22 protein-coding genes, 1 other RNA gene and 1 pseudogene are annotated in these 24,144 nt (G+C 55.5%); 6 read left to right on the forward strand and 18 right to left on the reverse strand.

Annotation, left to right across the window (positions count from 1 at the left end; all coding sequences use genetic code 11):
* Positions 1-79: 79 nt before the first annotated feature.
* Positions 80-1,267, forward strand: a complete 1,188-nt coding sequence (locus ABO_RS13205) for a DesA family fatty acid desaturase (RefSeq protein WP_011589856.1) — start codon at positions 80-82, stop codon at positions 1,265-1,267.
* Positions 1,268-1,629: 362 nt separating this feature from the next.
* Here ABO_RS13205 and ABO_RS13215 read toward each other — a convergent pair whose 3' ends face one another.
* From ABO_RS13215 to ABO_RS14145, 5 genes are all read right to left on the reverse strand, one after another.
* Positions 1,630-2,031 carry a DUF2750 domain-containing protein gene (locus ABO_RS13215; RefSeq protein WP_011589857.1) on the reverse strand — a complete coding sequence of 134 codons (402 nt, stop codon included), beginning with the start codon at positions 2,029-2,031 and terminating at the stop codon, positions 1,630-1,632.
* A 53-nt stretch (positions 2,032-2,084) separates the two neighbouring features.
* Positions 2,085-2,711, reverse strand: coding sequence for a LysE family translocator (locus ABO_RS13220; protein ID WP_011589858.1), 627 nt, complete (start codon positions 2,709-2,711; stop codon positions 2,085-2,087).
* Positions 2,712-2,724: 13 nt separating this feature from the next.
* Positions 2,725-3,015, reverse strand: coding sequence for an integrase core domain-containing protein (locus ABO_RS14715; RefSeq protein WP_011589859.1), 291 nt, complete (start codon positions 3,013-3,015; stop codon positions 2,725-2,727).
* A gap of 110 nt (positions 3,016-3,125) precedes the next feature.
* On the reverse strand, positions 3,126-3,401 hold the full coding sequence (locus ABO_RS13230) for a hypothetical protein (protein WP_011589860.1): 276 nt from the start codon (positions 3,399-3,401) through the stop codon (positions 3,126-3,128).
* A gap of 89 nt (positions 3,402-3,490) precedes the next feature.
* Entirely contained in the window at positions 3,491-4,054 is a 564-nt protein-coding gene (locus ABO_RS14145) for a hypothetical protein (RefSeq protein WP_011589861.1), read from the reverse strand.
* A 366-nt stretch (positions 4,055-4,420) separates the two neighbouring features.
* On the opposite strand from ABO_RS14145, the pseudogene ABO_RS14325 reads away from it, so the two are divergent.
* Positions 4,421-4,540, forward strand: a pseudogene (locus ABO_RS14325) (tyrosine-type recombinase/integrase); the annotation flags it as partial.
* A 173-nt stretch (positions 4,541-4,713) separates the two neighbouring features.
* On the opposite strand, the gene gcvPB reads toward ABO_RS14325, so the two are convergent.
* The 11 genes from gcvPB to ABO_RS13290 form a co-directional block, all read right to left on the reverse strand.
* Positions 4,714-6,180 (reverse strand): aminomethyl-transferring glycine dehydrogenase subunit GcvPB, encoded by a 1,467-nt coding sequence (gene gcvPB, locus ABO_RS13240; protein WP_011589862.1) that lies wholly within the window; start codon positions 6,178-6,180, stop codon positions 4,714-4,716.
* Positions 6,177-7,535 carry an aminomethyl-transferring glycine dehydrogenase subunit GcvPA gene (gene gcvPA, locus ABO_RS13245; RefSeq protein WP_011589863.1) on the reverse strand — a complete coding sequence of 453 codons (1,359 nt, stop codon included), beginning with the start codon at positions 7,533-7,535 and terminating at the stop codon, positions 6,177-6,179. Before gcvPA ends, gcvPB begins: the two co-directional genes overlap by 4 nt.
* Positions 7,536-7,680: 145 nt before the next feature.
* Positions 7,681-8,067, reverse strand: coding sequence for a glycine cleavage system protein GcvH (gene gcvH / locus ABO_RS13250; protein ID WP_011589864.1), 387 nt, complete (start codon positions 8,065-8,067; stop codon positions 7,681-7,683).
* A 177-nt stretch (positions 8,068-8,244) separates the two neighbouring features.
* Positions 8,245-9,324: a glycine cleavage system aminomethyltransferase GcvT gene (gcvT, locus tag ABO_RS13255; RefSeq protein WP_011589865.1), complete on the reverse strand. Its 1,080-nt coding sequence runs from the start codon at positions 9,322-9,324 to the stop codon at positions 8,245-8,247.
* Between the two features lie 179 nt (positions 9,325-9,503).
* Positions 9,504-12,464 (reverse strand): Ig-like domain-containing protein, encoded by a 2,961-nt coding sequence (locus ABO_RS13260; RefSeq protein WP_011589866.1) that lies wholly within the window; start codon positions 12,462-12,464, stop codon positions 9,504-9,506.
* Positions 12,465-13,081: 617 nt separating this feature from the next.
* Positions 13,082-14,617 (reverse strand): ABC transporter permease, encoded by a 1,536-nt coding sequence (locus ABO_RS13265; protein WP_231483433.1) that lies wholly within the window; start codon positions 14,615-14,617, stop codon positions 13,082-13,084.
* Between the two features lie 42 nt (positions 14,618-14,659).
* Positions 14,660-15,670, reverse strand: a complete 1,011-nt coding sequence (locus tag ABO_RS13270) for an extracellular solute-binding protein (RefSeq protein WP_035460144.1) — start codon at positions 15,668-15,670, stop codon at positions 14,660-14,662.
* Positions 15,671-15,730: 60 nt separating this feature from the next.
* Entirely contained in the window at positions 15,731-17,014 is a 1,284-nt protein-coding gene (locus ABO_RS13275) for an FAD-dependent monooxygenase (protein ID WP_011589869.1), read from the reverse strand.
* Positions 17,015-17,041: 27 nt separating this feature from the next.
* Positions 17,042-18,214 carry an FAD-dependent monooxygenase gene (locus tag ABO_RS13280; protein ID WP_041705144.1) on the reverse strand — a complete coding sequence of 391 codons (1,173 nt, stop codon included), beginning with the start codon at positions 18,212-18,214 and terminating at the stop codon, positions 17,042-17,044.
* 174 nt (positions 18,215-18,388) lie between these two features.
* Positions 18,389-19,705, reverse strand: a complete 1,317-nt coding sequence (gene pepP, locus ABO_RS13285) for a Xaa-Pro aminopeptidase (RefSeq protein WP_035459940.1) — start codon at positions 19,703-19,705, stop codon at positions 18,389-18,391.
* A gap of 115 nt (positions 19,706-19,820) precedes the next feature.
* Complete coding sequence (locus ABO_RS13290; RefSeq protein ID WP_011589872.1) at positions 19,821-20,411, reverse strand: UPF0149 family protein; 591 nt, start codon at positions 20,409-20,411, stop codon at positions 19,821-19,823.
* A gap of 232 nt (positions 20,412-20,643) precedes the next feature.
* Here ABO_RS13290 and ABO_RS13295 point away from each other — a divergent pair, with 232 nt between their 5' ends.
* From ABO_RS13295 to ABO_RS13305, 4 genes are all read left to right on the forward strand, one after another.
* Positions 20,644-20,856, forward strand: a complete 213-nt coding sequence (locus tag ABO_RS13295) for a TIGR02449 family protein (RefSeq protein ID WP_011589873.1) — start codon at positions 20,644-20,646, stop codon at positions 20,854-20,856.
* 45 nt (positions 20,857-20,901) lie between these two features.
* Positions 20,902-21,213 carry a cell division protein ZapA gene (locus ABO_RS13300; RefSeq protein ID WP_011589874.1) on the forward strand — a complete coding sequence of 104 codons (312 nt, stop codon included), beginning with the start codon at positions 20,902-20,904 and terminating at the stop codon, positions 21,211-21,213.
* 136 nt (positions 21,214-21,349) lie between these two features.
* Positions 21,350-21,533, forward strand: a non-coding RNA gene (gene ssrS / locus ABO_RS14330) — 6S RNA.
* Positions 21,534-21,557: 24 nt separating this feature from the next.
* A complete protein-coding gene (locus ABO_RS13305; protein ID WP_011589875.1) occupies positions 21,558-22,139 on the forward strand; it encodes a 5-formyltetrahydrofolate cyclo-ligase in 582 nt (193 codons plus the stop codon).
* Here the strand turns inward: ABO_RS13305 and ABO_RS14480 are convergent.
* On the reverse strand, positions 22,120-22,269 hold the full coding sequence (locus tag ABO_RS14480; RefSeq protein ID WP_155849247.1) for a hypothetical protein: 150 nt from the start codon (positions 22,267-22,269) through the stop codon (positions 22,120-22,122). The two genes, ABO_RS13305 and ABO_RS14480, sit on opposite strands and share 20 nt — an antisense overlap.
* Positions 22,270-22,605: 336 nt before the next feature.
* Positions 22,606-24,123, reverse strand: a complete 1,518-nt coding sequence (gene ilvA, locus ABO_RS13310) for a threonine ammonia-lyase, biosynthetic (protein WP_011589876.1) — start codon at positions 24,121-24,123, stop codon at positions 22,606-22,608.
* Positions 24,124-24,144 lie beyond the last annotated feature (21 nt).

The raw sequence follows: 24,144 nt of genomic DNA on the forward strand, positions 1-24,144 counted from the left end.
TTTGACCTGCTTCGTGTCTTCTATCTGCCATCACCGGTAGGGCACAATAGAGGCTCTATCTTTTTATTGTGCGACATCTATGCTGAATTATTTGAGTGAGGGCCTACTGGCTCCGAGCCTCGGCGCCTTGGTGCTAATCACCTTGGCCATGACCCACGTGACCATTGTCAGTGTCACCGTGTACCTGCACCGCTATTCCGCGCACCGCGCGCTGGACATGCACCCGGTGCTCAAACATTTTTTCCGTTTCTGGCTGTGGCTCACCACCGCCCAGAACACCCTAGAGTGGACCGCCATCCACCGCAAACACCACGCTAAGTGCGAGACTGAAGAAGACCCCCACAGCCCGGTAGTTAAAGGCATCCGCAAGGTACTAAGCGAAGGGGCAGAACTGTACCGCGAAGAAGCAGAAAATAAAGAAACCCTGAAAAAATACGGCGCCGGCTGCCCTGATGATTGGGTCGAACGCAACGTCTATTCTCGGTTCCCCATGGCCGGCATTACCTTAATGGCCGTTATTGATCTGCTATTGTTTGGCGTCATCGGCATTACCGTATGGGCCGTACAAATGATCTGGATTCCACTGTTCGCCGCCGGCATCATCAATGGCCTAGGGCACTACTGGGGTTACCGGAACTTCGAATGCGCCGATGCATCACGCAACATTTCGCCTTGGGGCATTCTGATTGGCGGCGAAGAGCTGCATAACAATCATCACACCTATCCAAACTCCGCCAAGTTATCTGTGCGTCGTTTCGAATTCGATGCCGGCTGGGCTTGGATTCGCCTGTTCGAAATAGTGGGCCTAGCCAAGGTGAAGAAAGTGGCACCTAAACCCACCCTGGCAAAAAACGCTCGCGGAATCGACGTGGACGCCCTACGCGGCGTCATGCAGCACCGCTTCCAAGTTATGCGGCATTACCGCAAAGCCGTGATTACCCCCGTTTTCAAGCAGGAACAAGCCCGCGCCTGTGACGCCACCCGTGAATTTTACGCCCGCGCCAAAGCCTTACTGCATCAGGATTTGACCCTAATCAAACCGAATCAAGAGCTACGCCTCAAAAAGCTCACGGAAAATAACGAGACGCTAGAAGCTATTTACCAATTCCGTTTGCGCCTGCAAGACATCTGGTCACAGACCAGCCGTAGCTCCACGGAAATGGTAGAAGCACTAGAAAAGTGGTGCCATGACGCCCGCCAATCCGGCATTGATGCACTTCAAGAGTTCGCCGACCGGCTTCCTCATTACCGCCCCGCTACCGCCTGATCATTTGGCAAAGCGACAAATCACCTCACCGGCTGCTAAAAACAGCCGGTGAGGTTTGGCGTGTAACTCTACACGGGCTTTGAAGTAGCACAGCCGGGCAGTATTCAAGGAGCAGTTTATCGCGCCTACCCAAGGGATAGGGATATAGCCTTTATTTCCCCAACCGCAGATAAGAAATAAAAGCACTCTCAGCAACCCATACGGCAACCCATACATTAAAAATAATGTGGCCACCTCCTGCCTGCTAACAGATCCAACCCTTCACATTTTGGGCTTCCGGCCTCATACACATAACACTGCAGAAACCACCTAGCGTAGCAAGGTAAAGCCCCCAGGGCGCGTGCGGCCTTTGCTCGTTATTTTTACAGGTATCGTGCCATTTCATTTAACAGCTCTTCTTTCAAAGACTGTGGCTCGATACACCAAAATGTCCATTCTCTGTCAGGAAATACCGCCACTTTGGCTTGGCTTTTTTCGAATAGTGGCAACCAATGCTCGAGTAGCTCTTCGAGACTGATTTCAGTGGCTCGGTGGCCAGGGAAGTTTTCATCTACGATTTTCTGCGCGTATTCAGGGTGTGGCCACAATGGAAAGTAGTCAAATTCTTCTGAAGCAACAGGAACGAGCCAGCCGTCATCGCTTTTGACACCCCATAGCAGCTCCCAGTCGGCGACCTTGCTCTTGCTAACGAAGTAATCGTATCTATCGAAGCCATCAAGCGCCAAGACGGCGTCGAACTGTTTTTCGTTCATCCTATATGGCACTTAACGTCTCCTGAAGCATCACTCCCGGCTCACGCGAAAATGTTTGATGGCGGCTATTTTGTACTTCCCAACGTTACCATTTTTATTCCGGTGGCAATCAATGCCGTACCCGCTGCTTTATTGATAAGGTTTATAACCCAAGACTTTACTCGTTTTCTTGCTAATTGTGCCCCCATGCGGCCAAACAGACTGTAAACCACTAAATCAGCAATAAAACAGGTGAGCCCCATAAGAACCATTTGTAAAATGACAGGCTCTTTAGGGTCCACAAACTGCGGCAATAGGGCTGAAAAATACATTAACGCTTTTGGGTTAGCTAATTGAATGACGAGACCATTTGAAAAAGCTTTCGCAGGATTCATTGTGGTTAATTGAACATCAACGTTAACTGGCCCTGCTTTGCTAAAAATTGCCGAAATACCCAGGAAAAGAAGATAAGCAATACCAAACCACTTAATGATAGAAAATACCAAACTGGACGCTATTATTAGCGATGCGATGCCTGTTGCCGACAATATAAAAAATAATACATCTGCGCTTGCTACGCCAAGAACACTTAAAAAAGTTAATTTTGAATTATGGGATGCAGCCTGTTTCGCCACCGTTATAGCCGCTGGCCCAGGAACCAAAATAAGCATCACCGTTGTAACGAGAAAGAAAGTATATAATTCAATATTCATGCTTACCCTTCATTTAGCCTAACGCCCGCACATAGCTTGCCGGACTTTGGTACCCAATCCCAGAGTGAAACCGCTCCCGATTATAAAAATCGACAAACTCAACAATCGCGGCCACCGCTTCAACATCATTCTCAAACTTACGCAGATGAACCAATTCCGTCTTTAGCGTATGGAAGAAGGGCTCCGTATGCGCGTTGTCCGTGCATTGTTTCGGCCGATTCGTACTGGTCTGATGCCGTGCCGTGCCGTGCCTGCCTAGCTCGCTCTGGGTCAAGTACGCGACATACTCCACACCACGATCCATATGAAATATTAGACCGGAAGGCTAACGCCCCGCTAAACGGCGAGCGTTAGCGAGTCCGGTGGAGGCCACGCCTTTTGTGGCCGGAACGTATTTAAGCGGTTTGTTATGTGCTAGCTGGCAGCGCATAGTTTATATACTTCCAGAGCCAATGCGCCAGCCGCGATTGCAACAGCAGCAAAAGTTAACCAATTTAGGCTTTTGGTTAATTTAGTAGAAGATTCATTGGCATTCTTAAGCTCCGCAGTTAAAGCCTCAGTATTATCGGCAAGCTTTTCAAGAGCAGATGCAGAACGATTTAAGGATGAAAATACTGTGTTCTTACTCATTGCCTCGTAGAATGTCTTTTCTACATCAGCCAATGTGCGCTCACGATCATCAGAACTCAATTTATTCTCCTTTCACTATTTGCACATAACGCCGCGCTCTGCGGAAATTTTCGAGTCACAGCGAGCAAACTTTCCGTAGCAGCGCCTTGTTATGCATTTTTTGCTAGGCGAACCGCATCAGGATCGAGAGGGTTATGATTTACCAGAATTCCCTGCTCTTTCATCAAGCCAATTTCTGCAAACACTTTCTGACGTTCTTGGCTCATATTGTCATTATCTAGCCCAAGCTTTTTAATCAGGTCTTCTAGTTTTGTGTCAGTTAAGGGCGAACAGAGCCCCTTAATAGTATCCCTATATTCGCTTAATGTAGAGTATTGACAGTTTCTACTTTTTTCTTTTTCTAGCTTTGACTTTAAGCTTGAAATTTCATTGTCCTTTGAAACCATCAGGGCTTTTAAACGATTTAACTCATCGTTGTCGACAGTTGTATTTTCAGCGCTTTTTTTTAGATTAAATACCGAATAAAATAAGGTTAACAAGCCAACGGAAATTTCACCAATAAGAATATTTATCAGCGTAGGCCTCTCAGTTTCTTGAACCTCTCCAAAACCCAGAAACAACATTGCTAAAGTGCCTAAGCAGAAGAGGACGAACACCACCAAAAAAGTCCAAAATAAAATCCAACTTATTACCATTTTTTGTTTACTTTCCATGCTTCCTCTTTAATGCATAACAGCGTATTCAGTCGAACGATTCGACATATCTTTTTTCGACATATTTCTTAAAAGGCCATCGTATATAATTCCGATAAACCCATAAAATTTAGTAACTTACCCAGGAAGCGAGAGCCTTTCGCATCTGACAAAACTCGAACGAGCGGCCTATTTCCGGGGACTCCATGCACATTTAAGTCGCAACTCGAGACAAAGATCAACGGCTTAGCGAATTTTGAGATATCTCCTACACGCATTTGCGTTCTTTTCTGTTGAACGCGGGTTTCCATAGCCCCAGCCAGCTATGGGAAAGGAGAACCCTATGAGCAATAGAACCACAGATATTCCGGTTTCCATTCCTGACAAGCCGTAAGGCTACTGGAGAGCGGCTATGACATCCGCACGGTGCAGGAGTTGCTGGGCCACAGCGATGTGTCGACCACCGAACGGTATCTGCATGTGATGAACCGGGGCGGTCTGGGGTGATTAGTCCGCTGGATAGGGGGTAGCAAGGTAGGCATGGGCTTTCAGCGTCGAAATTTGTTTTTAGCATCCGCCCTGCGATGTCGAGGTTTCAACTTATTTTCACCCATAAAAAAACCCGGCTTTCGCCGGGTTTTGATCGCTTCAAGCGTGTTATATGAAGCGTGCTGCGTCTCTTATTCGCTCCAGGCCAAGTCCAGCTCACGAGCGGCTTTGACATCATCCAGACGACGTACCGGCTGGGTGAAGGGCGCTTCTTTCACCATGTCCGGTTCGTTGCGCGCTTCTTCCAGGATCGCGGCCATGGCATCCACGAACTCGTCCAGCGCTTCTTTGCTTTCGGTTTCGGTGGGCTCGATGAGGAAGCACTCCGGCACCAGCAGCGGGAAGTAGGTGGTGGGCGCGTGCTGGTTGTAGTCCAGCAGACGCTTGGCGATATCCATGGCGGTGACGCCCAGCTCCTTCGCTTCTTTTGCGAAGGTGAGGATGAACTCATGGCTGGCACGACGATCCGGGTAGGCAGCAGTACAACCTACCGCTTCCAGACGCTTGAGCAGGTAGTTGGCCGCCAATGTGGAAAACTCGCCCACGCGGATCATGCCTTCGCGGCCCAGGGAACGGGCGTAGAAATAAGCGCGCAGCAATACACCGGCGTTACCCATAAAGGCACTCAAGTGGCCGATGCTGGTGTCCAGCGAGTCGGTGTCGACCCAGTGATAGCTGCCGTCATCGCGCTGGCCGGCCATGGGGGTGGGCAGGTAAGGCAACAAGCGTTCGGAGACACCGACCGGGCCGGCACCGGGGCCACCACCACCGTGGGGGGTGGCGAAGGTTTTGTGCAGGTTCATGTGAATAACGTCGAAGCCCATGTCTCCGGGGCGCACCTTGCCGAGGATGGCGTTCAGGTTTGCGCCATCGTAATACAGCAAGCCGCCGGCTTCGTGCACGGCTTTGGCGATGTCTTCAACCTGCCGTTCGAACACGCCACAAGTAGACGGGTTGGTCATCATCAAGCCAGCGGTCTGTGGGCCGCAAGCAGCTTTCAGTGCTTCCAGGTCCACGTCACCATCTTCGCCAACAGGAACTTCACGGACCTTGTAGCCACACATGACGGCGGTGGCCGGGTTGGTGCCGTGGGCCGCATTCGGGATCAGGATCTCGGTACGTTGATCATCACCACGGGCATCGTGGTAGGCACGGATCATGGCGACGCCGGCAAACTCACCCTGAGCGCCGGCCATGGGCGCCAGGGACACCCCTTTCATGCCGGTGACTTCTTTCAGGAAGTTCTGCAGTTCGAACATGCAGCTAAGGAAACCCTGGCTGTGGCTTTCCGGTGCCAGCGGGTGACGATTCAAAAAACCCGGTAGCATGGCGGCACGGTTGGCGCCACGGGGGTTGTACTTCATGGTGCACGAACCCAGCGGATAGAATTGCTTGTCGATGGCGAAGTTCTTGCTGGACAGGTTGGTGTAGTGACGTACCACCTGCATTTCGGACACTTCCGGCAGGCCCGGCTTTTCCTTGCGACGCAGGTGCGCTGGAATCGCGGACAGCTTGTCTTCCGCCAGCGCCTTGGGCGCTTGGGAGGTGGCGCTACGACCTGGATGAGACAGTTGGAAAATCAGTTGTGTCTCGCTCATGCCAGCACCTCCTTCAGGGCTTGTTCGAACAGCTGCAAATCCTGCTCGGAATGGACTTCGGTAGCATTTACCAGAATCGCATTATTCATGTCATAGTCGCCGGCCAGGCTCACGCCGCCCAGCACGTCTTTCTCGGCCAGCGCCGCCAGCACCTGATCCGCAGGCTTGGGCAGCGTCAGTACCACTTCGTGGAAAGTCGGCGCGGTGAAGGCTCGCTCAACGCCATCGATAGCGGTGAGCTTGTCCGCCAGTGCCTGAGTGTTGGCGTGGCAATGAGCCGCCACATTACCCAGGCCATCCGGCCCCAGCAGCGAGGTGTAAATGGTCGCCGCGGTCATGGCCAAGCCCTGGTTGGTACAAATATTACTGGTGGCCTTGGAACGACGAATATGTTGTTCACGGGCCTGCAATGTCAGGGTGAAACCTTGTTTGCCTTCCATGTCCACGGTGCGGCCGATGATTCGACCCGGCATTTGCCGAACGTGTTTCTGTTTACAGCACATAAAGCCAAAGTACGGCCCACCGGAGGATAGCGGCACACCCAGCGGCTGGCCTTCACCCACAACGATATCTGCACCGTCTGCGCCCCATTCGCCAGGAGGCGTCAGCAGCGCCAGGGAGGTGGGGTTAACCACACCAATGACCAACATTTTGTTGGCATGGGCCCAGTCGGTGAGCGCATCGACTTCTTCCAGAGAACCGAAGAAGTTGGGCTGGCTAATCACCAGCGCGGCATAATCTTCACCTTCATAGGGTTTGAGTGCATCTAGTGGGGTCTGCCCGCTAGCGGCATCGAAGCCCACCCTTTCCAGGGCCACGTCCTGATTTTCCACGATGGCCTGGGTCGCGCTGGTGTAGCGCGGGTTCACCGCGGTGGGCACCAGCACCTTGCGGGACTTGCTCTTGCGGTTGGCTCGCAGGCTCATCAACACCGCCTCGGCCAAACCAGAGGCACCGTCGTAGACAGAAGCGTTGCTCACGTCCATGCCGGTGAGGCGGGTCATCAGGGTTTGGAATTCGTAGATCACCTGCAGGGTGCCCTGGCTCGCCTCCGCCTGATACGGGGTGTAAGCGGTGTAGAACTCCCCCCGGGTAGCAATTTCCCATACCGCCGCCGGCACGTGGTGCTGGTAGGCACCGGCACCGATGAAACTGACCGCGCCTGCATCCTGGGCAGCACGGTCGCTCATCAGCCGAGTGACGTCCATTTCGCTCAGCCCTTCAGGCAGAGCATCGAGCTTGCCAGCGGCTTTCAGGTGCGAAGGAATTTCATCGAACAAATCTTCGATGCTATCGGCGCCAATGGCGTCGAGCATGGCGCGCACGTCATCGGGGGTATGGGGGATATAGGGCATGGAGGTACCTGATGGTGTTGGTGTTGGCGTTGAATCCCTCATCATTAAAAACGACGGGGATTAGCTGCAAGCGTCAAGCAGCCAAGAAAACCGGGCGGGGTTTAGCTTACAGCTTGAGGCTTGTAGCAACGAAAACGGCGAACCGTTATTCGCTATCGATCTGCGCCTGGTACTGGTCGGCGGTGAGCAGGCTGTCCAGCTCTCCTTCGTCGGTGAGCTGCACTTTGAACAACCAGCCACCTTCATAAGGAACGTTATTAACCAACTCTGGCTCATCTTCTAGCGCTTCGTTGATTTCAACGATTTCGCCAGACACCGGGCTGTAGATGTCGGAGGCCGCTTTTACGGATTCCACTACCCCGGTTTCATCGCCAGCGGCCACAACCTGGCCCACTTCCGGCAGCTCAACATAGACCAGATCGCCCATGGCATCTTGGGCGTGGTCGCTGATGCCCACCGTGGCAACACCGTCTTCTACCTTGGCCCACTCATGGCTGGAGGCATAACGCAGCTCGGCTGGAATCTCGCTCATTGTTTTCTCCTGTTAAGAGTCGCTTGCTCGCGGCACGCCTCACGCATGCACGCTGAAATGTATTCAGTAGCCGTGTCGATGGCGACTACAGAATGTATGTTTTGCCGGAGATGCTATCGGCATTTCCGGCCTAATAAACAGGCCCCGCGCGTGTTGCGTGCGGCGCAAAGCATGCTGCTACTGTTCCTTGTACACCGCGTTACCATTACGCACGAACGGCGGCTTAACCACCTGAGCCACCTGCCGTTTATTGCGAATTTCCACATCCACCTTACCGGTGGCGCCGGCAGGCAAACGAGCCAGGGCGATGGATTTACCTAACGTGGGCGAGAAAGTACCGCTGGTAATTTCCCCTTCTTCCCCATTCGGCATTAAAACTTTCTGATGGGCGCGCAATACACCCTTGCCTTCCAAAATCAGACCCACCTGTTCGCTGTGGCCATTTTCTTTCTGGTTTAGCAGGGGCTGGCGACCGATGAACTCGCGGTCATTGAGCATTACGGTCCAACCCATGTTGGCTTCCCATGGCGTAATGCTCTCATCCATATCGTTGCCGTAGAGATTCAAGCCCGCTTCCAGGCGCAGCGTATCGCGTGCCCCCAGGCCAATAGGCGATACACCCGCTTCAAGCAGTTGCTCCCACAGGGTCAGCGCATCCGCGTTAGGCAGCATGATTTCCACGCCGTCTTCACCGGTGTAGCCGGTGCGGGCAATCATCCAATCACCGTCTTCCGCGAAGGCAAACACTTTCAGGCTTTTCACCGCGTCGGCGCGGCTGCCATTCAAAAGGCCAGCGAGAATGTCACGGGCCTTGGGCCCCTGAATCGCCAACATGGCCAGTTCCGGACGCTCATGGATATCCACGGCAAAACCGCCCGCGTGTTTTTCCATCCAGCCCAGATCGGTTTCACGGGTCGCGCAATTTACCACCAGACGGTAGTCATTGTCCCGTTTGTAGACGATAAGGTCATCGATCACGCCGCCATTATCGTTAAGCATCCCGGTATACAGGGCGCGGCCCGGATCAATGCGGTCCACATCGTTTGCCAGCAGCTGGCGTAAGTAGTCACGGGCGCCGGCGCCGGCGATATCCACTACGGTCATATGAGAAACGTCGAACACACCGGCATTTTGGCGCACGGCGTGATGTTCTTCGATCTGCGACCCATAGTTAATCGGCATATCCCAGCCGCCGAAATCCACCATCTTGCCACCGGCGGCGAGATGAGCGTCGTATAAAGCTGTGCGATGAGCCATAAAAAAACACCATGGAACGAGTGAGTAGAGAATTATATCGACACGGGGCCAAACGGCATAGGCTGAGCCAGTAATCTGCCCAATGCGGGAACACTGCGTTCAAACACGCGACCCGGCCCCCAGGCACAAAAAAGCCGGCCCGCAGGCCGGCTTGAGTGCCACTGTTAGAAACAGTGAGGTTACTGCGGTTTCTTAATGGAGCCGCTCTGGAAGGTGAGGTTCACTCCTCCAGTAGGAAGCTGCAGATCAATGGTGGCCACCGGCCCGCCAATGCGCACATCAATGTTCTGATCCGCCATGCTCAACAAGCTGATAACCAATCTGCCATCTGCCAAAAAGTCCACAGGGCCCAACAATTGCAAATCATCCATAGGATAACCGTGCAGGTTAAAGGGCAACCCTAGTGGGGCCTCCATTTCCGGGGCATCCAGCAGCAGATCAAGAGTGAGCTCAAACATTAACTGATCTTCCTCCTCATCATAGCGAATCCACCCGATTAACGGCTGCGTCCGATTGCCGCTTTCATCCTCCTCATAACGGCCACGCATCACCAAGGGCTCGGTGGGCACGTTAGGGCTGACCAAACCGGCGATCTGTGCGTAAACACTGGTGTTGGTTGTCATCAACACGGGCGGATAGAGGATGACTTTGAGCGCTTGCTCCGCTTCATCCCAGCCAGCGATATCGGCAATGATCCCGCCATTGAGATAAGTAAACTTATCCGCCGGGCAAGTATCGTTAATATTGCAGCCGATGTTTGCCGCCGTAACCAGCCCGCCAACATCAGTGACAGCCAGCTTGGCGGCATTGGTCGGTGATGGGTACAAGCCGCTGCCCGGCGGCTCTTCCGTCGCTTTGAGTTCAGTATCTTCCAGCTCAAAGTTGGCATTCACGTCTGACTTGGGCAGATTACGCAATGGCAGCAGCACATTGTCGCTGGGCGGCGCACCGGTGAAGGCAATAGCCATGTTCGGGCCACCCTCATCCGCATCCGGCCCTAATAGCTGGGCGGTTTGCAGGGGCATATTGTCTTGCGAACAAATCACATCACCGGCACAACCTGCCCGCTCATGGGACGCCAGCACATAACGATACAGGGTGCCGTCTTCCCAGGGCTGTTGCGGGGTAATGGTCAGCTTGCGCGTTTCTAGGGTCAGGTGGGCGGGCACCACATCCAGGCAGTTCCCCGCTGTGTCTATTTTTTCCACCCGAACACTGCCTTGCCCGCACGCAGAGCCCAGCTTCATGCTATCGGGGTCTATGTTGCGCGAGAACTGCACCTCAATGGAACGGTTAGCAGGCAAGGGCGGCACCGGCAAAAAATCACCGACATCATCTTGATAAGCACTGACACACTGACCCTGAATGCCATTGGCCAAGTTTTCGCTACCTGGGTTAATGGCGCAGGGGAAGCCGGGATACACTGTGGTGGTATAGGGCGTGCGTGCGCCACTGGTAGTGGTGGCATCGACCATGGTGAAGTCGAGGGTTCGCGGGTTGGCCGGGTTGCCACTCAGGTCCTGTATGCCATCGGTGAATACCACTTGGTAATCAGCGCCAAATTCCAGCGGGGCATCCGGGGTAAGCACCAGGGAAGCACCGTCAAGTCGCCACTGGAAGGGCACCTGGGCTCCCTGCTGGGTCAGCCTCACTGTGGTGCCCGGAATAATGGTGTCCTGGTTTGGAATCTCATCAAAGTTCAGCACCACCGGGTCGCCGGGGCGGAAACGATCGACGTAGTCGCCAGGCTGCCAGCTTTGCAGCCCCGGGCCGGTAATATCAACTTCGGGCTCGGGCGCATTTACCTGATCCTGGTAAGATTCCATATGGAAGCTGAGCACGCCGAAGGCGGTTTCCAAGCCCAGCACATCTGGTTCTACCACGCCTAGGGCATCGATGACCATGCGGCCATCTACAACAATAGCGCGACCCACCAACTCGACCTGCAGTAAGGTCTGGGTGAAGGCGCCGTTGGCGCGGGAATCTGCTGTAGAGAACGCAAGGTCTAGGGTCAACTGCACCCGTCGTGGTGCTTCGTGAGCCGTGCTATACGGGGCCACTGAAAGATACCCAGAGGCATCGGACAGGAAGCTCACGGTCACCTCTCCAGAATCGAAACTCGCGGGCAACTCGCCGACGATCAGCACATCCAGCGACTCACCCTTGAGGACCGAACCTTTGCGGATTCGCAATGGGGCGGCGTCCGGATAATTGGGTATAAATCCTAACTCTGCAAACACATCACCAGACAGCTTGGCGGAGGTGTCATCGCCCAACAATTTACTGATTAATGGCACGCAATTGATCGGATCCCCGCTCAGCGGCGACAGCATAACGCCACTCGCGTTACACTCTTTGGTAGGGTCTGCAGCCATGACCTCCAGCACTAGAGTTTCCCGAGGGGCGGAATCTTGCGGGATTAGCGTGATGCTATTTTCCCCGCTGTAAGCCACGCCGGTTTCACTGGTCAGGGCCCCATCCAGCTGCAGGGTGTACTCGCTACCCGGAGTCAGGTCATTCTTTGGATCAAGGGTTACCCGTGTGCCGTCTACCAGCAAGGTGGCCGCAACCCGGTTTCCGCGAGCATCTTTCAAGCTTACTGTGGTGTTATCCACGGTAGTGCGATCCAGCGGCTGCGAGAATTGCAGGTGGATGGTGGAGAAATCCATGAACGGCTGGTCATCCCCAAACGGCATACGCCGACTGATCACCAGTTCATCACTTAACACCTGCTCGACGTGCGGGCCTTCCTGCGCCGAAGCGGTAGTAAAGCTCAGTGTGCCATCCTCTAACCCGGTTAGGCTGACACCGTTCACGCTCAGGGTGTACTCACTGTTGAACGCCAGCGCCTCGCGTGGCGTGACAATCACTGAGCGCCACTCATCGGCCTCGGTGACGTCCACCTCGACAGGACCGTCTGGGCCCGCAAGGGTAATATTCGCCGGCGCTATATTCCGTGCTTCGGAGAACTGCACCACCACCGGAGCGTGCACCGAGACCTGAGTCTGGCCATCCGCCGGGTAGCTATAGAATACCTGGCCGCTGGTGTTGCCACTGTAATCCACCGTCCGTTTGCTGCCACTATCACCACAGGCAATCAGCACCAGTGCGGCCGCAAAAAGTATGCTTATTCGCATCATTTTTGTGTTTTTCTCCCAAGTTTAAAATTTAAGCGCGATCAAACCGCTGATCACATTCACTTCGCCACTAGCGTCAACCTGCGTGCTGGGCTGCGGGTAAACGGCGGGCGGAGTGTCGTAAATGTCGAAGGTACGGGCTTCGAGAAATCTGATGCTGGCCGCTCACATTCACCGAGGCATTAGTCCCCAACGGGGATTCGCTATAGGTTACTCCACCACTAAACGAGGAATTTCATTGGCGCGGAACTGGGTGCCGATGCGCGGGCTGGCCGCTCAGTATACCATCGGTGATGATGTCCTTGCTCAACTCGCCTTCCAAAGCACACCCTTCCTGCATTTTAGGGTAACACCCGTACGCTACCGTCTACGGCGGCGAGGTTCCTCGAAAGAAAACCCTCATTTGTTGCTGCCCTTACACTGTCTATTCAGCGCGTTCACGTTACCTGCTGCTGAGACAGCGACGGATAATGCCTTACATTATGCAAAAGTGCACATCTGCCCACATCGGTAGAAAGCGTCATTTATCGTTAATAACGGCGAGGAAACGTAAAATTCTTTAAAATAGCGAGCAAATAACCCCGCCCTGAAGAGAATACTTCTGCTAGGAGAAGCAACATTCAACGGCGCCGACTCAGCACAATGACGGGCACTAACCCCAACAACACCAAGGTTAACGACGGCGCTGCGGCTCGCTGCCACTCACCTTCTGCCGTCAGTTCGTAAATGCGCACCGCTAAGGTATCCCAGCCAAAGGGCCGCAATAGAAGGGTAGCAGGCATTTCCTTCATCACATCAATGCCCACTAGCAGCAAAGCGGTAAACAACCCCGGCAACATCATCGGCAGATAGACCCGGCGACCCACCTCTGATGCGCTAGCACCGAGGGTACGGGCAGCTTCCACCAAACTGGGCCGCACCTGTTGCAGGGCATTTTCCACTGGACCAAAGGCCACTGCCAGGAAACGCACCACATAGGCAAGCACCAACGCCGCCAGCCCGCCCGCCAGCGGAATCGATACACCCCATTGATCCAGCCAAGCCTCCACGGCACTGAAGCTGACCATGATGCCGACCGCCAGCACTGACCCAGGCAAGGCATAGCCCAACGTCGCCAACTGCACCGAGCCCGAGACCACCCGAGAGGGCTGGTGACGCTTCACCCAAGCCAGCCAGCCGGCCAACACCAAAATCAATGAAGCCGCCATAGCACCCAGCAAAAAAGTACGCCAGATGAGGCTGACAAAGCGGCTATCCAAGCCTTCGATACCGGTGCCCACCACCCAATACAACAGCCGGCTCACCGGCAGCAGGAATGCCATGAACAACACAGCAAAGGCGAACACCGAAATGCCCCAGGCAAAACGCGGCCGCACCCGCATTATTTGCCGGCCACCCAGCTCACTAAACCGGGCCCGGCGCCGGCCACGGCGCTCCAGCCACAATGACACCAGCACAAACAGCAGTAGCAAGGAGGCCAGCTGCGCCGCCGCCTGCAAATTAAACAAGCCGTACCAGCTCTTATAGATGGCGGTGGTAAAGGTATCGAAATTAAACACCGACACCGCGCCGAAATCGGCCAGGGTTTCCATCAAGGCCAGCGCCAACCCTGCAGCAATGCCCGGCCGGGCCATGGGCAGCGCCACCTTGAAAAACGCCCGTAGCGGGCCATCACCAAGAATGCGCGCCTGTTCCAGCACAGCACGCCCCTGAGCCTGAAAAGCCAACCGCGCCAGCATGTACACGTAGGGGTAAAGCACCAGAGAAAGAGTGACCACGACCCACAGGGGGTGGCGGGCACTGAACCCGGGAAAGGCCGGCCACCAGGCGCGCACCTGGGTTTGTATCGGCCCGGCGTAATCGAGCAGATCCACCAACACGAATGCCAGCACATACGCCGGCATGGCCATGGGCAGCAACACGGCCCATTGCAGCCAGCGACGACCTGGAAACTCCAAGGTCGCCATACACCAAGCCAGAGTAATGCCCAGCAGCGAAACGCCAATAGCCACACCCACCATCAGGAACAAGGTATTCCCAATCAGGCGTAGCAGCACCGTATCCATCAGGTGCTGCCAGGTAGCCCACTCTTGTTGTCGCCAGGCAGCGAGCAACACCAGAATAGGCACCACAACCAACAGGGCCAGCGCAATCACGCTGGCCCCACTGCACGAAACCCCGCCGCGCCGCATCACCGCTTAGCGATACCCTGCGCGGTCCATCAGTTTCACCGCCTCGACCTGTAGGGCACCGGCGACACTGACGTTGAGATCATCGGCCTTGAACTCACCCCATGAGCGCACTTCTTCTGGCGGCTTCACCGACGCATTCACCGGGTATTCCAGGTTGCGGTCGGCCAACAGTTCCTGAGCCGCAGGTTGAGTCAACCACTCCAGCAGGTCCTTGGCTTTTTCCGGGTGCGGCGCATTCACAGTAACGCCCGCTCCAGAGATATTCACATGCACGCCACTGGTGTCTTGATTGGCCCAGAATAGCTCCAACGGTAGCTGTGGATTATCCCGCTTCATGCGACCGTAGTAGTACGTATTAACAATGCCCACATCGCATTGCCCTGCAACGATCGCTTCCATCAACGCGGTGTCATTGGAAAACACATCCGTGGCCAAATTAGCCACCCAACCACGTACAATTTCCTCGGTTTTCTCTTTGCCTTGGCGCTCAATCATGGTCGCCACCAATGACTGGTTGTAAACCTTCTTAGACGTGCGCAGACACAGGCGCCCCTTCCATTGAGGGTCCGCCAGGTTTTCATAGGTGGACAACTCGCTGGGCTGTATCCGGTCGCGTGAGTAAACCAGAGTACGCGCACGCACGGTGAGGCCATACCATTGCTTTTTCGGGTCAGTGAGTGCCGCGGGGACATTGTTGCTCAGCACCTCCGACTCCACCGGGCTAAGCAGCCCTTTTTCAGCGGCGTTCCAGAGGTTACCCGCATCCACAGTAATCAGCATGTCCGCAGGGGAGCGCTCACCCTCAGCCTGTAAGCGGGCGGTAAGGGCCGCAGCGTTATCGGTGATATAACGGATTCGCACCCCGGTTGCCTCGGTGTAGGCATCGAACACCGGTTTAATAAGATGATCATTGCGAGAGGTATAAACCACTAACTCTTCATCAGCGGCAGGCTCAGAACACCCCCACAGACCAGACGCCATAATCACGGCGCCAACTATGATGCCAAACACGCGCATATCCATTCGCTCCAACTATTCTCAAACAGGAATGATTATTAATTAATGACAGTATGCCAGCTAATGTCGATTAGCTCTAGCGTCCCAAACGGGGGGTCTCGCTTTAGCAGGAAGGTCTGCGCTTCGCCCCATGGCCTGACGAGCAAAGAATCCTTTCACTGGGCCCGCCTGATTTACCCAGCGCATGCCCGTGTTACGCAACCAGCGCACCGGCAGGGCGCGCTGTTCAAACAGGGACTGGAACCCACGCATGGCATTTTGCATCAGCAAATTTTCTCCGCGACGGCGGCGCTGATAACGGGCCAACGCACTAGGGTCAGCACAGCCGGATCCCTGTTCACAGGCCCTTTTCACCTCTTCCGCCAGTACCGCCGCATCCAACAATCCCAGGTTCACCCCCTGCCCAGCCAATGGATGGATCACATGGGCTGCGTCTCCCACTAGCGCCAGCCCTGCAGATATATACTGGCTAGCGTGGCGCTCCTGAATGGGAAACACCGCTCGTTCGCTAAGCAGGGTCACAGGCCCCAGAGCGCCGCCCACAGCAGCCTGCAATTCCGCCGCAAACGCCGCTGCGTCCTTGTCTCGCAGTGCCGCAATCCGCTGCGGCCAACCGGACCAAACAATAGAACACTGCCTTTGATCATCCTGACCCTCGCCAGTAAATAACGGCAGCAACGCCAACGGCCCGGTTTCCATAAACACTTGCCTGGCACAACCGTCATGGGGCCGTTGCGTGGCAATGGTGGCCACCAGTGCATGGTGCCCGCTATCGCGGGGCCCACCGCTGATGCCGGCCTGCTCTCGCACTTGCGAACGGGCGCCATCGGCGCCCACTAGCAAGTCAGCCTGCCAGAACGAATCGCCACTGCGCACGGCCCATTGCCCCGTCTTGGCATCACGCCGCAAGGCATCGACCTGCACACCGCATTGCCAATCCAGCGTCGGCAAGGTTGCGGCTTTACGATACAGAGCAGCAGCCAAATGCCCGTTTTCCAATAACCAGCCCAGGCTCTTTGCCCCGATCTCTTCCGCCCGGAATAACACTTCACCGGTGCCATCCTGATCCCACACTTGCATGGCGTGATAAGGCTGCACCCGCGACAGATCTAGACAATCCCACACCCCGGTATTACGCAACAGCCAATGGCTGGCCTCGGTAAGCGTAGATACCCGTAATTGTGCTGCGCCCTCAGGCATGGCCGGAGCAGGTGCACCGTCCAGCACGGTGACATTAAGCCCCTGCTCCGCCAGCAGCACCGCCAGCAGCCCGCCAGTCATGCCACCGCCGACGATGACGATGTGTTGTTTTTCGCTTGCAGACGACACGCTATTGGGATGCACGCTTTGTCCTCACGTTTTTAAGTGCTTTCACAATCCCATGGCCCGTTTCGCAAAACCGCTGCGCAGCCCGGGTAAAATATCCATGGCCACTAGCCCCAGCTGGCGGCTGTGTGCAAAAAGCGGGTGCTGCAGCCGGAACAGTTCTGGCACCCAACGAGACGCCTGGCTGATCATGGCCTGATCCTTTTCCCGTTTTTGCGCGTAGGCTTGCAAGGTCACCAAGCTACCGGGATCTGAATTGCCGCCCACGGTTTGCGCCAGTGCCAACAAATCCCGCACCGCCAAGTTAAAGCCCTGCCCCGCCACCGGATGCAAGGTATGGGCGGCGTTACCGACCACCACGCCATAAGGCACCACCTGTGCACAGGCCTCGGTGAGTACCAGCGGATAACGCTGGCGCTCGCCGATGCTGGAAAGGCGTGGCGCGCCTGCCGGGCAACGGGCCTGCAATTGTGCCAGCACTTCGCTATTCTCCAACGCCACCCAACGGTCCACCTGCTCGCGCGGCCCCGTCCACACCAACGCCATACGCTGATCCGGCAACGGCAATAAGGCCATGGGGCCATCATTCAAAAAGCGCTCGTAAGCGATCCCTTCATGGCCAGCCGCCAAAGAGACATTGGCAATCAACGCATCGTGCCCGGTGTCATGCTCCCGCGCGCTGATCCCCAGCCACTCCCGGGTCTTCGACCGAGCGCCGTCGGCGGCGACCAATAGCGGCGTTTCGAGCACCTCACCACCGGCCAGGCTCACCTGATAGCCACCTTCAACACGACAAATACTAGACAGTGTTTCCGGTGCCCGCACTTGAATGCTCTTATCCGCAAACAAGGCGCCGAGCAGCACAAACCCCAGCCAGCGGTTTTCGACTACTGCGCCCAACTGATCCACGCCCTCTTCATGGGCGGATATGCGGGTAATGCCAAGCCGGGATTGTCGTGACACATGTACCGTATCAATGGCAGCGGCGTGCTCGCGAATGGCGTCCGCCAGCCCAAGATCACCCAACACCGACAAAGTGCCTGCGGACAAGGCCGTACTACGGGCATCAAAACTAGGAGTGAACGGCGGGGACTCTGGCAACGACAACGGGTGGTTTTCGACTAACACCACTCTGCCCGCCCCATGATGGCGCAACAATAGCGCCAGCAAAGCACCGGCCATACCACCACCCACGATCACCAGAGGTTGCTGCGTCATTCCAACGTCCATTTTCGCTGTCGCTATAGGGGCACCGTTTGAGGCGCAAAAATGCAGGGCGAGCTCAACATTGAAAAGTAAAAACCAGGGGCTACAGGCTCTTCAAAGCCGTACCCGCGACAACTTACTTCCCTGCTCGGCACAACGCACTCTTGACGCGTCAAGGTTAAGCGTTCAATTGCCTTTCATTATCTTTTCGATATCCGCCACGTCCTTGGGCACCTCGTGGCTAAGGACTTCGCACCCGGCTTTAGTTACCAGCACATCATCTTCAATACGAATGCCAATACCACGCCATTGCTCATCCACGGAAGTATCATCCGGCGCCACATACAACCCCGGCTCCACAGTCAGAACCATACCCGGCTCAAGCTGACGCCATTGCTCCTGAATGCGGTAGTCACCGACATCATGCACATCAAGCCCCAACCAATGGCCGGTGCGATGCATGAAAAAGGATCGATAACCTTCAGTTTCCACCAGCTCGTTAAACTCGCCTTTTAGCAGGCCCAGGTCCATCAAACCCTGGGTAAGAATGTTCACCACCTGTTCGTGGGGCACGTTCCAGTGATTGTCCGGATGTGTGGCTTCGATGGCTGCGTACTGACTGGCTAACACCAGCTCATACAAGGCTTGCTGTGGCTTGCTGAATGTACCATTCACCGGAAAAGTCCGGGTGATATCCGAGGCGTAGTAGTCCAGCTCGCAACCCGCATCCACTAACACCAGGTCACCGTCCTTCAGTTTCCCGGTATTTTCAATGTAGTGAAGAATGCAGCTATTCGGGCCACCGCCGACAATACTCGGGTAGGCTGGGCTGCGCGCCCCATGGCGCATGAACTCGTGGATGTATTCCGCTTCCAGCTGATATTCCATCATGCCTGGCTTCACCGCCTGCATGGCCCGCACATGGGCGCCAGCGGAAATGCTGGCCGCCTTACGCATGATTTTGCCTTCCGCCGCAGATTTGAACAGTCGCTGGTCGTGCAGATGATGCGCCAAGGCCACAAATTCACCGGGCGGATGCGCCCCGCTACGCACCCGCTCGCGGATGCTGTTCACCCAGCCCATCAGGCGGCGGTCGAATTCACTATCGTGGCCAAGGTCGTAATAGACCCGCTCGCTGCCTTCGATCAGGCCCGGCAGAATTTCATCAATATCGCTGATCGGAAACGCATCGTCCGCATCGTATTCAGACACCGCCCCTTCCGGCCCGGCACGGTAACCGTTCCAAATTTCCATGGTGCGGTCGCGATCGCGACAGAACAGCACATACTCACCGTGCTCGCGCCCCGGCAGCAACACCATCACCGCCTCGGGTTCCGCAAAGCCGGTGAGGTACCAGAAATCACTGTCCTGCCGGTAGGGATACTCCACATCCCGGTTGCGGGTGCGTTCCGGGGCGGCGGGCAGAATGGCGATGCTGTTAGGCCCCATGATCGACATCAATTCCTGACGACGACTGGCGAATTCCTCACGGCTGATACTCAAAACTACTCCTTAGCGGGCACGAGTCGCTTATCGATTTTCACGTGTAGCGTCAGGCATGCTGCACCCTATATTTCTTTAGTGACGGGTTGGCGGTGCCTTGTCCGCTGGCGCGTCTTTAGTGACGGGTTGGCGGTGCCTTGTCCGCTGGCGCGGAGTCCGGCTTGCCCTGATGGCGCATGACCAATTCAGTGTAAATCATCAGGGCCGACATTCGGCAGTGTTCGGCCACCTGCTCATACATATCTTCTTCCGCGTCGCCGTTATCATCCGGCGTAGCCACCTGGCTGATGGCGGCCAGATCCGATAGCGCTTCCTGAACGCCCGGCAGCAGGTCCTTGTCGTGGGTATTGGCTGAACCGGTGCCAAAACCCACTAAAAACCCCTCGCTCCACTGGGCAAGCGCAGCCACTCGCAAGCCCAAGTCATCTTCATCCGCCGGCAATAGGAGCGTCAGCTCCAGGCCGGTACCCTGATAGCCTGCATGCAACTGGTCTCGCACCGCCAACAAAGCGCCGTTCATTTCGGCGCCAAAACCCTCGGGCATATCCACATGGGCAGCCAGCACACCGAGCAACTCTTCATTATGGCTACCGTGCCCAGTCGCTAGCAGACCCGCGATTACGCCCTGCAGCTCACTGGGAGAATGTTTCACACCGGCCGCAGCCAGCCCTTGGACGAGAACCTCAAAATCAATATCGTTGGACATGCGTCTTTCCGTTTTCAGCAGCCGCTCTTCGGTGGCACAGCGGCCCCGGAAGCAGAGTTGGAGATTACCGGAGAAGTGTAGCCTAAGTGGCTACCATACTTGAATTTCATTGACCCTTTCAGACCCCACACCTATAGTACAAAAAGCCTGCAATCCGGGTTGGGGCATCATTGCCGGACAATACCGGTAAGGTGCAGGGGTGCTACCTTAGGCGAACAGCGACCATTTTGCCATGACGATGGAACAACAGCTAAGGCAACTGGAAGCCCGAGTTGATGACCTGCTACGCATTAGCGCAAAGCTGCGTCAGGAGAACCAGGCCCTGCAAGATCGCGAGGGAAAACTGGTTGAAGAACGGGCCCAGTTACTGAAAAAGAATGATGCCGCCCGCAATAAAGTCGAGGCCATCATTTCGCGTTTGAAATCTCTCGAGCAGGAGTCCTGAGCATGGCCTCCTGCCTGACCCACAGCCAATGCGGTGTAATCCGGAATGTCTAACGAAAACTCCCTAGTAATTCATCTACTGGACAAGGAGTATCGCGTCGCCTGCCCCGCCGGGGAACAGGACAACCTGCTGGCGGCCGCTCGCCACCTGGACGATCAGATGCGCAAAGTGCGCGATGCCAACGTGATCGGCCTGGAACGCATCGCCATCATGACCGCCCTGAACATGAGCCACGAATTACTCCGTGCTCGCCAGAGCGTCTCCCAAGATTCCGAAGGCGAAGCCCGGGTTCAAGCCCTGCTCGGCCGGCTGGAAGAAGAAATTCAAGCCTTCGAAGACGCCCGCCGCAGGCTCTGAGCGGCGGGTTAAAAGTTCAACGTTGAAACGCGCCACTTCTCGTCGCCATACGAATCACCTTTCGCGTTTCAACTCGCAACTCTCTTCTCTGTCAAGACTGACCCCGCCCCCACCGCACTGTTATAATACCCCCAAGTGCTTCCTGGCCTGTGCGCCAGAGGGTCAGGTCCCTGAGCCGATAATGTACTACCCGGGGGCATATATTGCCTTGCCCATGTGCATGTCCGCCTATTGAGCGGAAAGCCTGAGGGCAATGCTGCTGCCTCCACCTTGAACCTTCGGTTCAAGGGTCAAACCCACAGCGGCAGACCGGGAAGCACCCTTATAATTACTCATGCCTTCTTATGACTGCAGCCCTGCGACGGCAATTGCGCCGCCAGCTCCGGCAGCGCCGCCGCACCCTTAGCAAAGGCCAGCGCCGCCGAGCCAGTATCCGTTTCGGCCCAGCACTGGCCCGAGCCATTCAGCATCGCCCGGCCCGCCACGTGGCCATCTACCTGCCCAACGATGGCGAACTGGACCTGCAACCCGCACTGCACCATCCCCGCTTCCAACAGGCAACCACCTACTTGCCCTTTGTGGACCCGCTACGGCTTGGTTATCTGCAGTTTCGGCTCTGGCACCACCACCACCCCATGCGCCCCAACGCCTATGGCATACAGGAGCCGGCCGTGCGTTATCGCGGCCGAGCCTTATGGGCGCTTGATGTCATTATCTTGCCGGCAGTGGCGTTTGATGAGGCGGGATACCGGCTGGGAATGGGGGGCGGCTACTATGATCGTACCTTGGAGCAACTGACAAGATACCCCCGCAGGCCACGGCTAATAGCTGCAGGGTATGATTTTCAGAAAATGGAGCAGGGCGAACTACCAGTGGCCCCGTGGGACCAGCCAGTAGATTGTATTGTTACTGCGCCGTCTGAGTGACGGTAATACCTGCACTGTCAGCGTAACGTCGGTAATCCGGTTCATTCCCGCCATGGGTCAGGCTGCTAACAAGCACTCCCAACCCAAAAACCACGGCCAGTAGCACTAAGGCGTCCGGCTTTTTCTTCATTGTGTTATTCCCCAAACGGTACAGCAATATGAAAAAAATAATCAAAAGGCTTTAACAAAGCTAACACTTTAGTCTGATCCAACAGCACTGAATGCCAACTGGATCAAAATTTGATCGTTAGCAAATGTAAAGTCAAGCAGTTAGCGGTGATTGCTGACACTTCTTAACAGAAAAACACAGTAACCCTCTATCTAGAAAGATCACTTCCTACCTCAAATTCCGCTCTCTCTCAGCAGAGATGATTGTAAAATCAGCACGTTAGAGAGAGCAGGGCCGATTGCAAACTAAACAGAAGTAAAATCGGCTACGCCGAATAATCGACCAACTAAAAAACGTTTAGTTCAAAAATAATCGGTAGGCGGGATTTTCACTTTCCTCCACCATAGGGTAAGGCACCTTCTTAAGGTCGGCTAGCAGCTTAGACTGCCTGCCTTCCTCTACCTGGAAGCCCACCAATACGCGACCGTAAGCTGCTCCGTGATTACGATAGTGGAACAGGCTGATATTCCATTTCTCACCCAAAGACTGGAGAAACTTCATCAGCGCACCGGGGCGCTCTGGAAATTCCACTCGAAATAAGCGCTCCTGAAGGTCCTGCCGGGAAGTGTGCCCCCCCACAAGATGACGAATATGTAGCTTGGCCATCTCGTTGCCGCTCATATCCACCACTGGATAACCGCGTTCCTGCAGCTCGTTCATTAACGCCTGCAAGGCTTCACCATCAGGGCGCAGCTGGATACCCACAAAGATATTTGCGTCGCGATCATCACTGTAACGGTAATTGAATTCGGTGATGCCGCGCCGACCCAGGGCCTGGCAAAACGCCCGAAACGCACCCGGAGACTCAGGAATGGTGACCGCCAAAATGGCTTCGCGTTGCTCACCCAGCTCAGCCCGCTCAGACACATGGCGCAGACGATCAAAGTTCACATTGGCGCCACTCTGAATAGCGACCAGGGTCTGATCTCGTACATTATGCTTGGCCACCCAGTTCTTTAGACCCGCCAACGCCAATGCCCCCGCCGGCTCACAGATGGCGCGGGTATCTTCGAAGGAATCCTTAATCGCAGCACAAATTTCATCGGTGGTGGCAGTGATCACCTCATCCACATGATCGCGCAGTACCTTGTAGGTTTCTTTGCCGATCTGCTTCACCGCAACACCATCGGCAAACAACCCCACTTCCGACAGCGTGACCCGGCGCTTTTTCTCCAAGGCCGCTTTCAGGCAAGCTGCATCTTCCGGCTCCACGGCGATCACTTTCACCTCCGGGCGCACATATTTCACATAGGCGGCCACACCGGCCGCTAAACCACCGCCACCCACTGGGATAAAAATAGCATCCAGATCACGGCTTTGCTGACGCAGAATTTCCATGCCCACAGTGCCCTGTCCGGCAATCACATCCGGATCATCGTAGGGGTGGACAAAGGTCAGGTTATCTCGCTCCTGAAGTTTCAATGCGTGAGCCAGGGCCTCATCAAAGCTGTCACCATGCAACACAACCTTACCGCCATGACGCCGCACGGAGCTCACCTTGATATCCGGCGTGGTGCGCGGCATCACAATCGCCGCCTTCACACCCATAGACGAAGCGGCCAAGGCCAATCCCTGCGCATGGTTACCCGCTGAGGCACAGATTACCCCACGGGCCAGCTGCTCTTGATTCAACTGACACAGCTTGTTGTAGGCTCCGCGCAGTTTGAAAGAGAACACCGGCTGCAGGTCTTCACGCTTGAGAAGCACCCGGTTGCCAATACGTTTGGAAATTAACGGCGCTGCATGAATAGGAGTTTCCACCGCCACGTCATAGACGCGGGATTGCAGTATCCGTTTAACGTATTTGTCCAGCATGGGGGTCCGGGCTCATTCTGT

Origin of the sequence: Alcanivorax borkumensis SK2, assembly GCF_000009365.1 — a bacterium.
GTDB classification, from domain to species: Bacteria; Pseudomonadota; Gammaproteobacteria; order Pseudomonadales; family Alcanivoracaceae; genus Alcanivorax; species Alcanivorax borkumensis.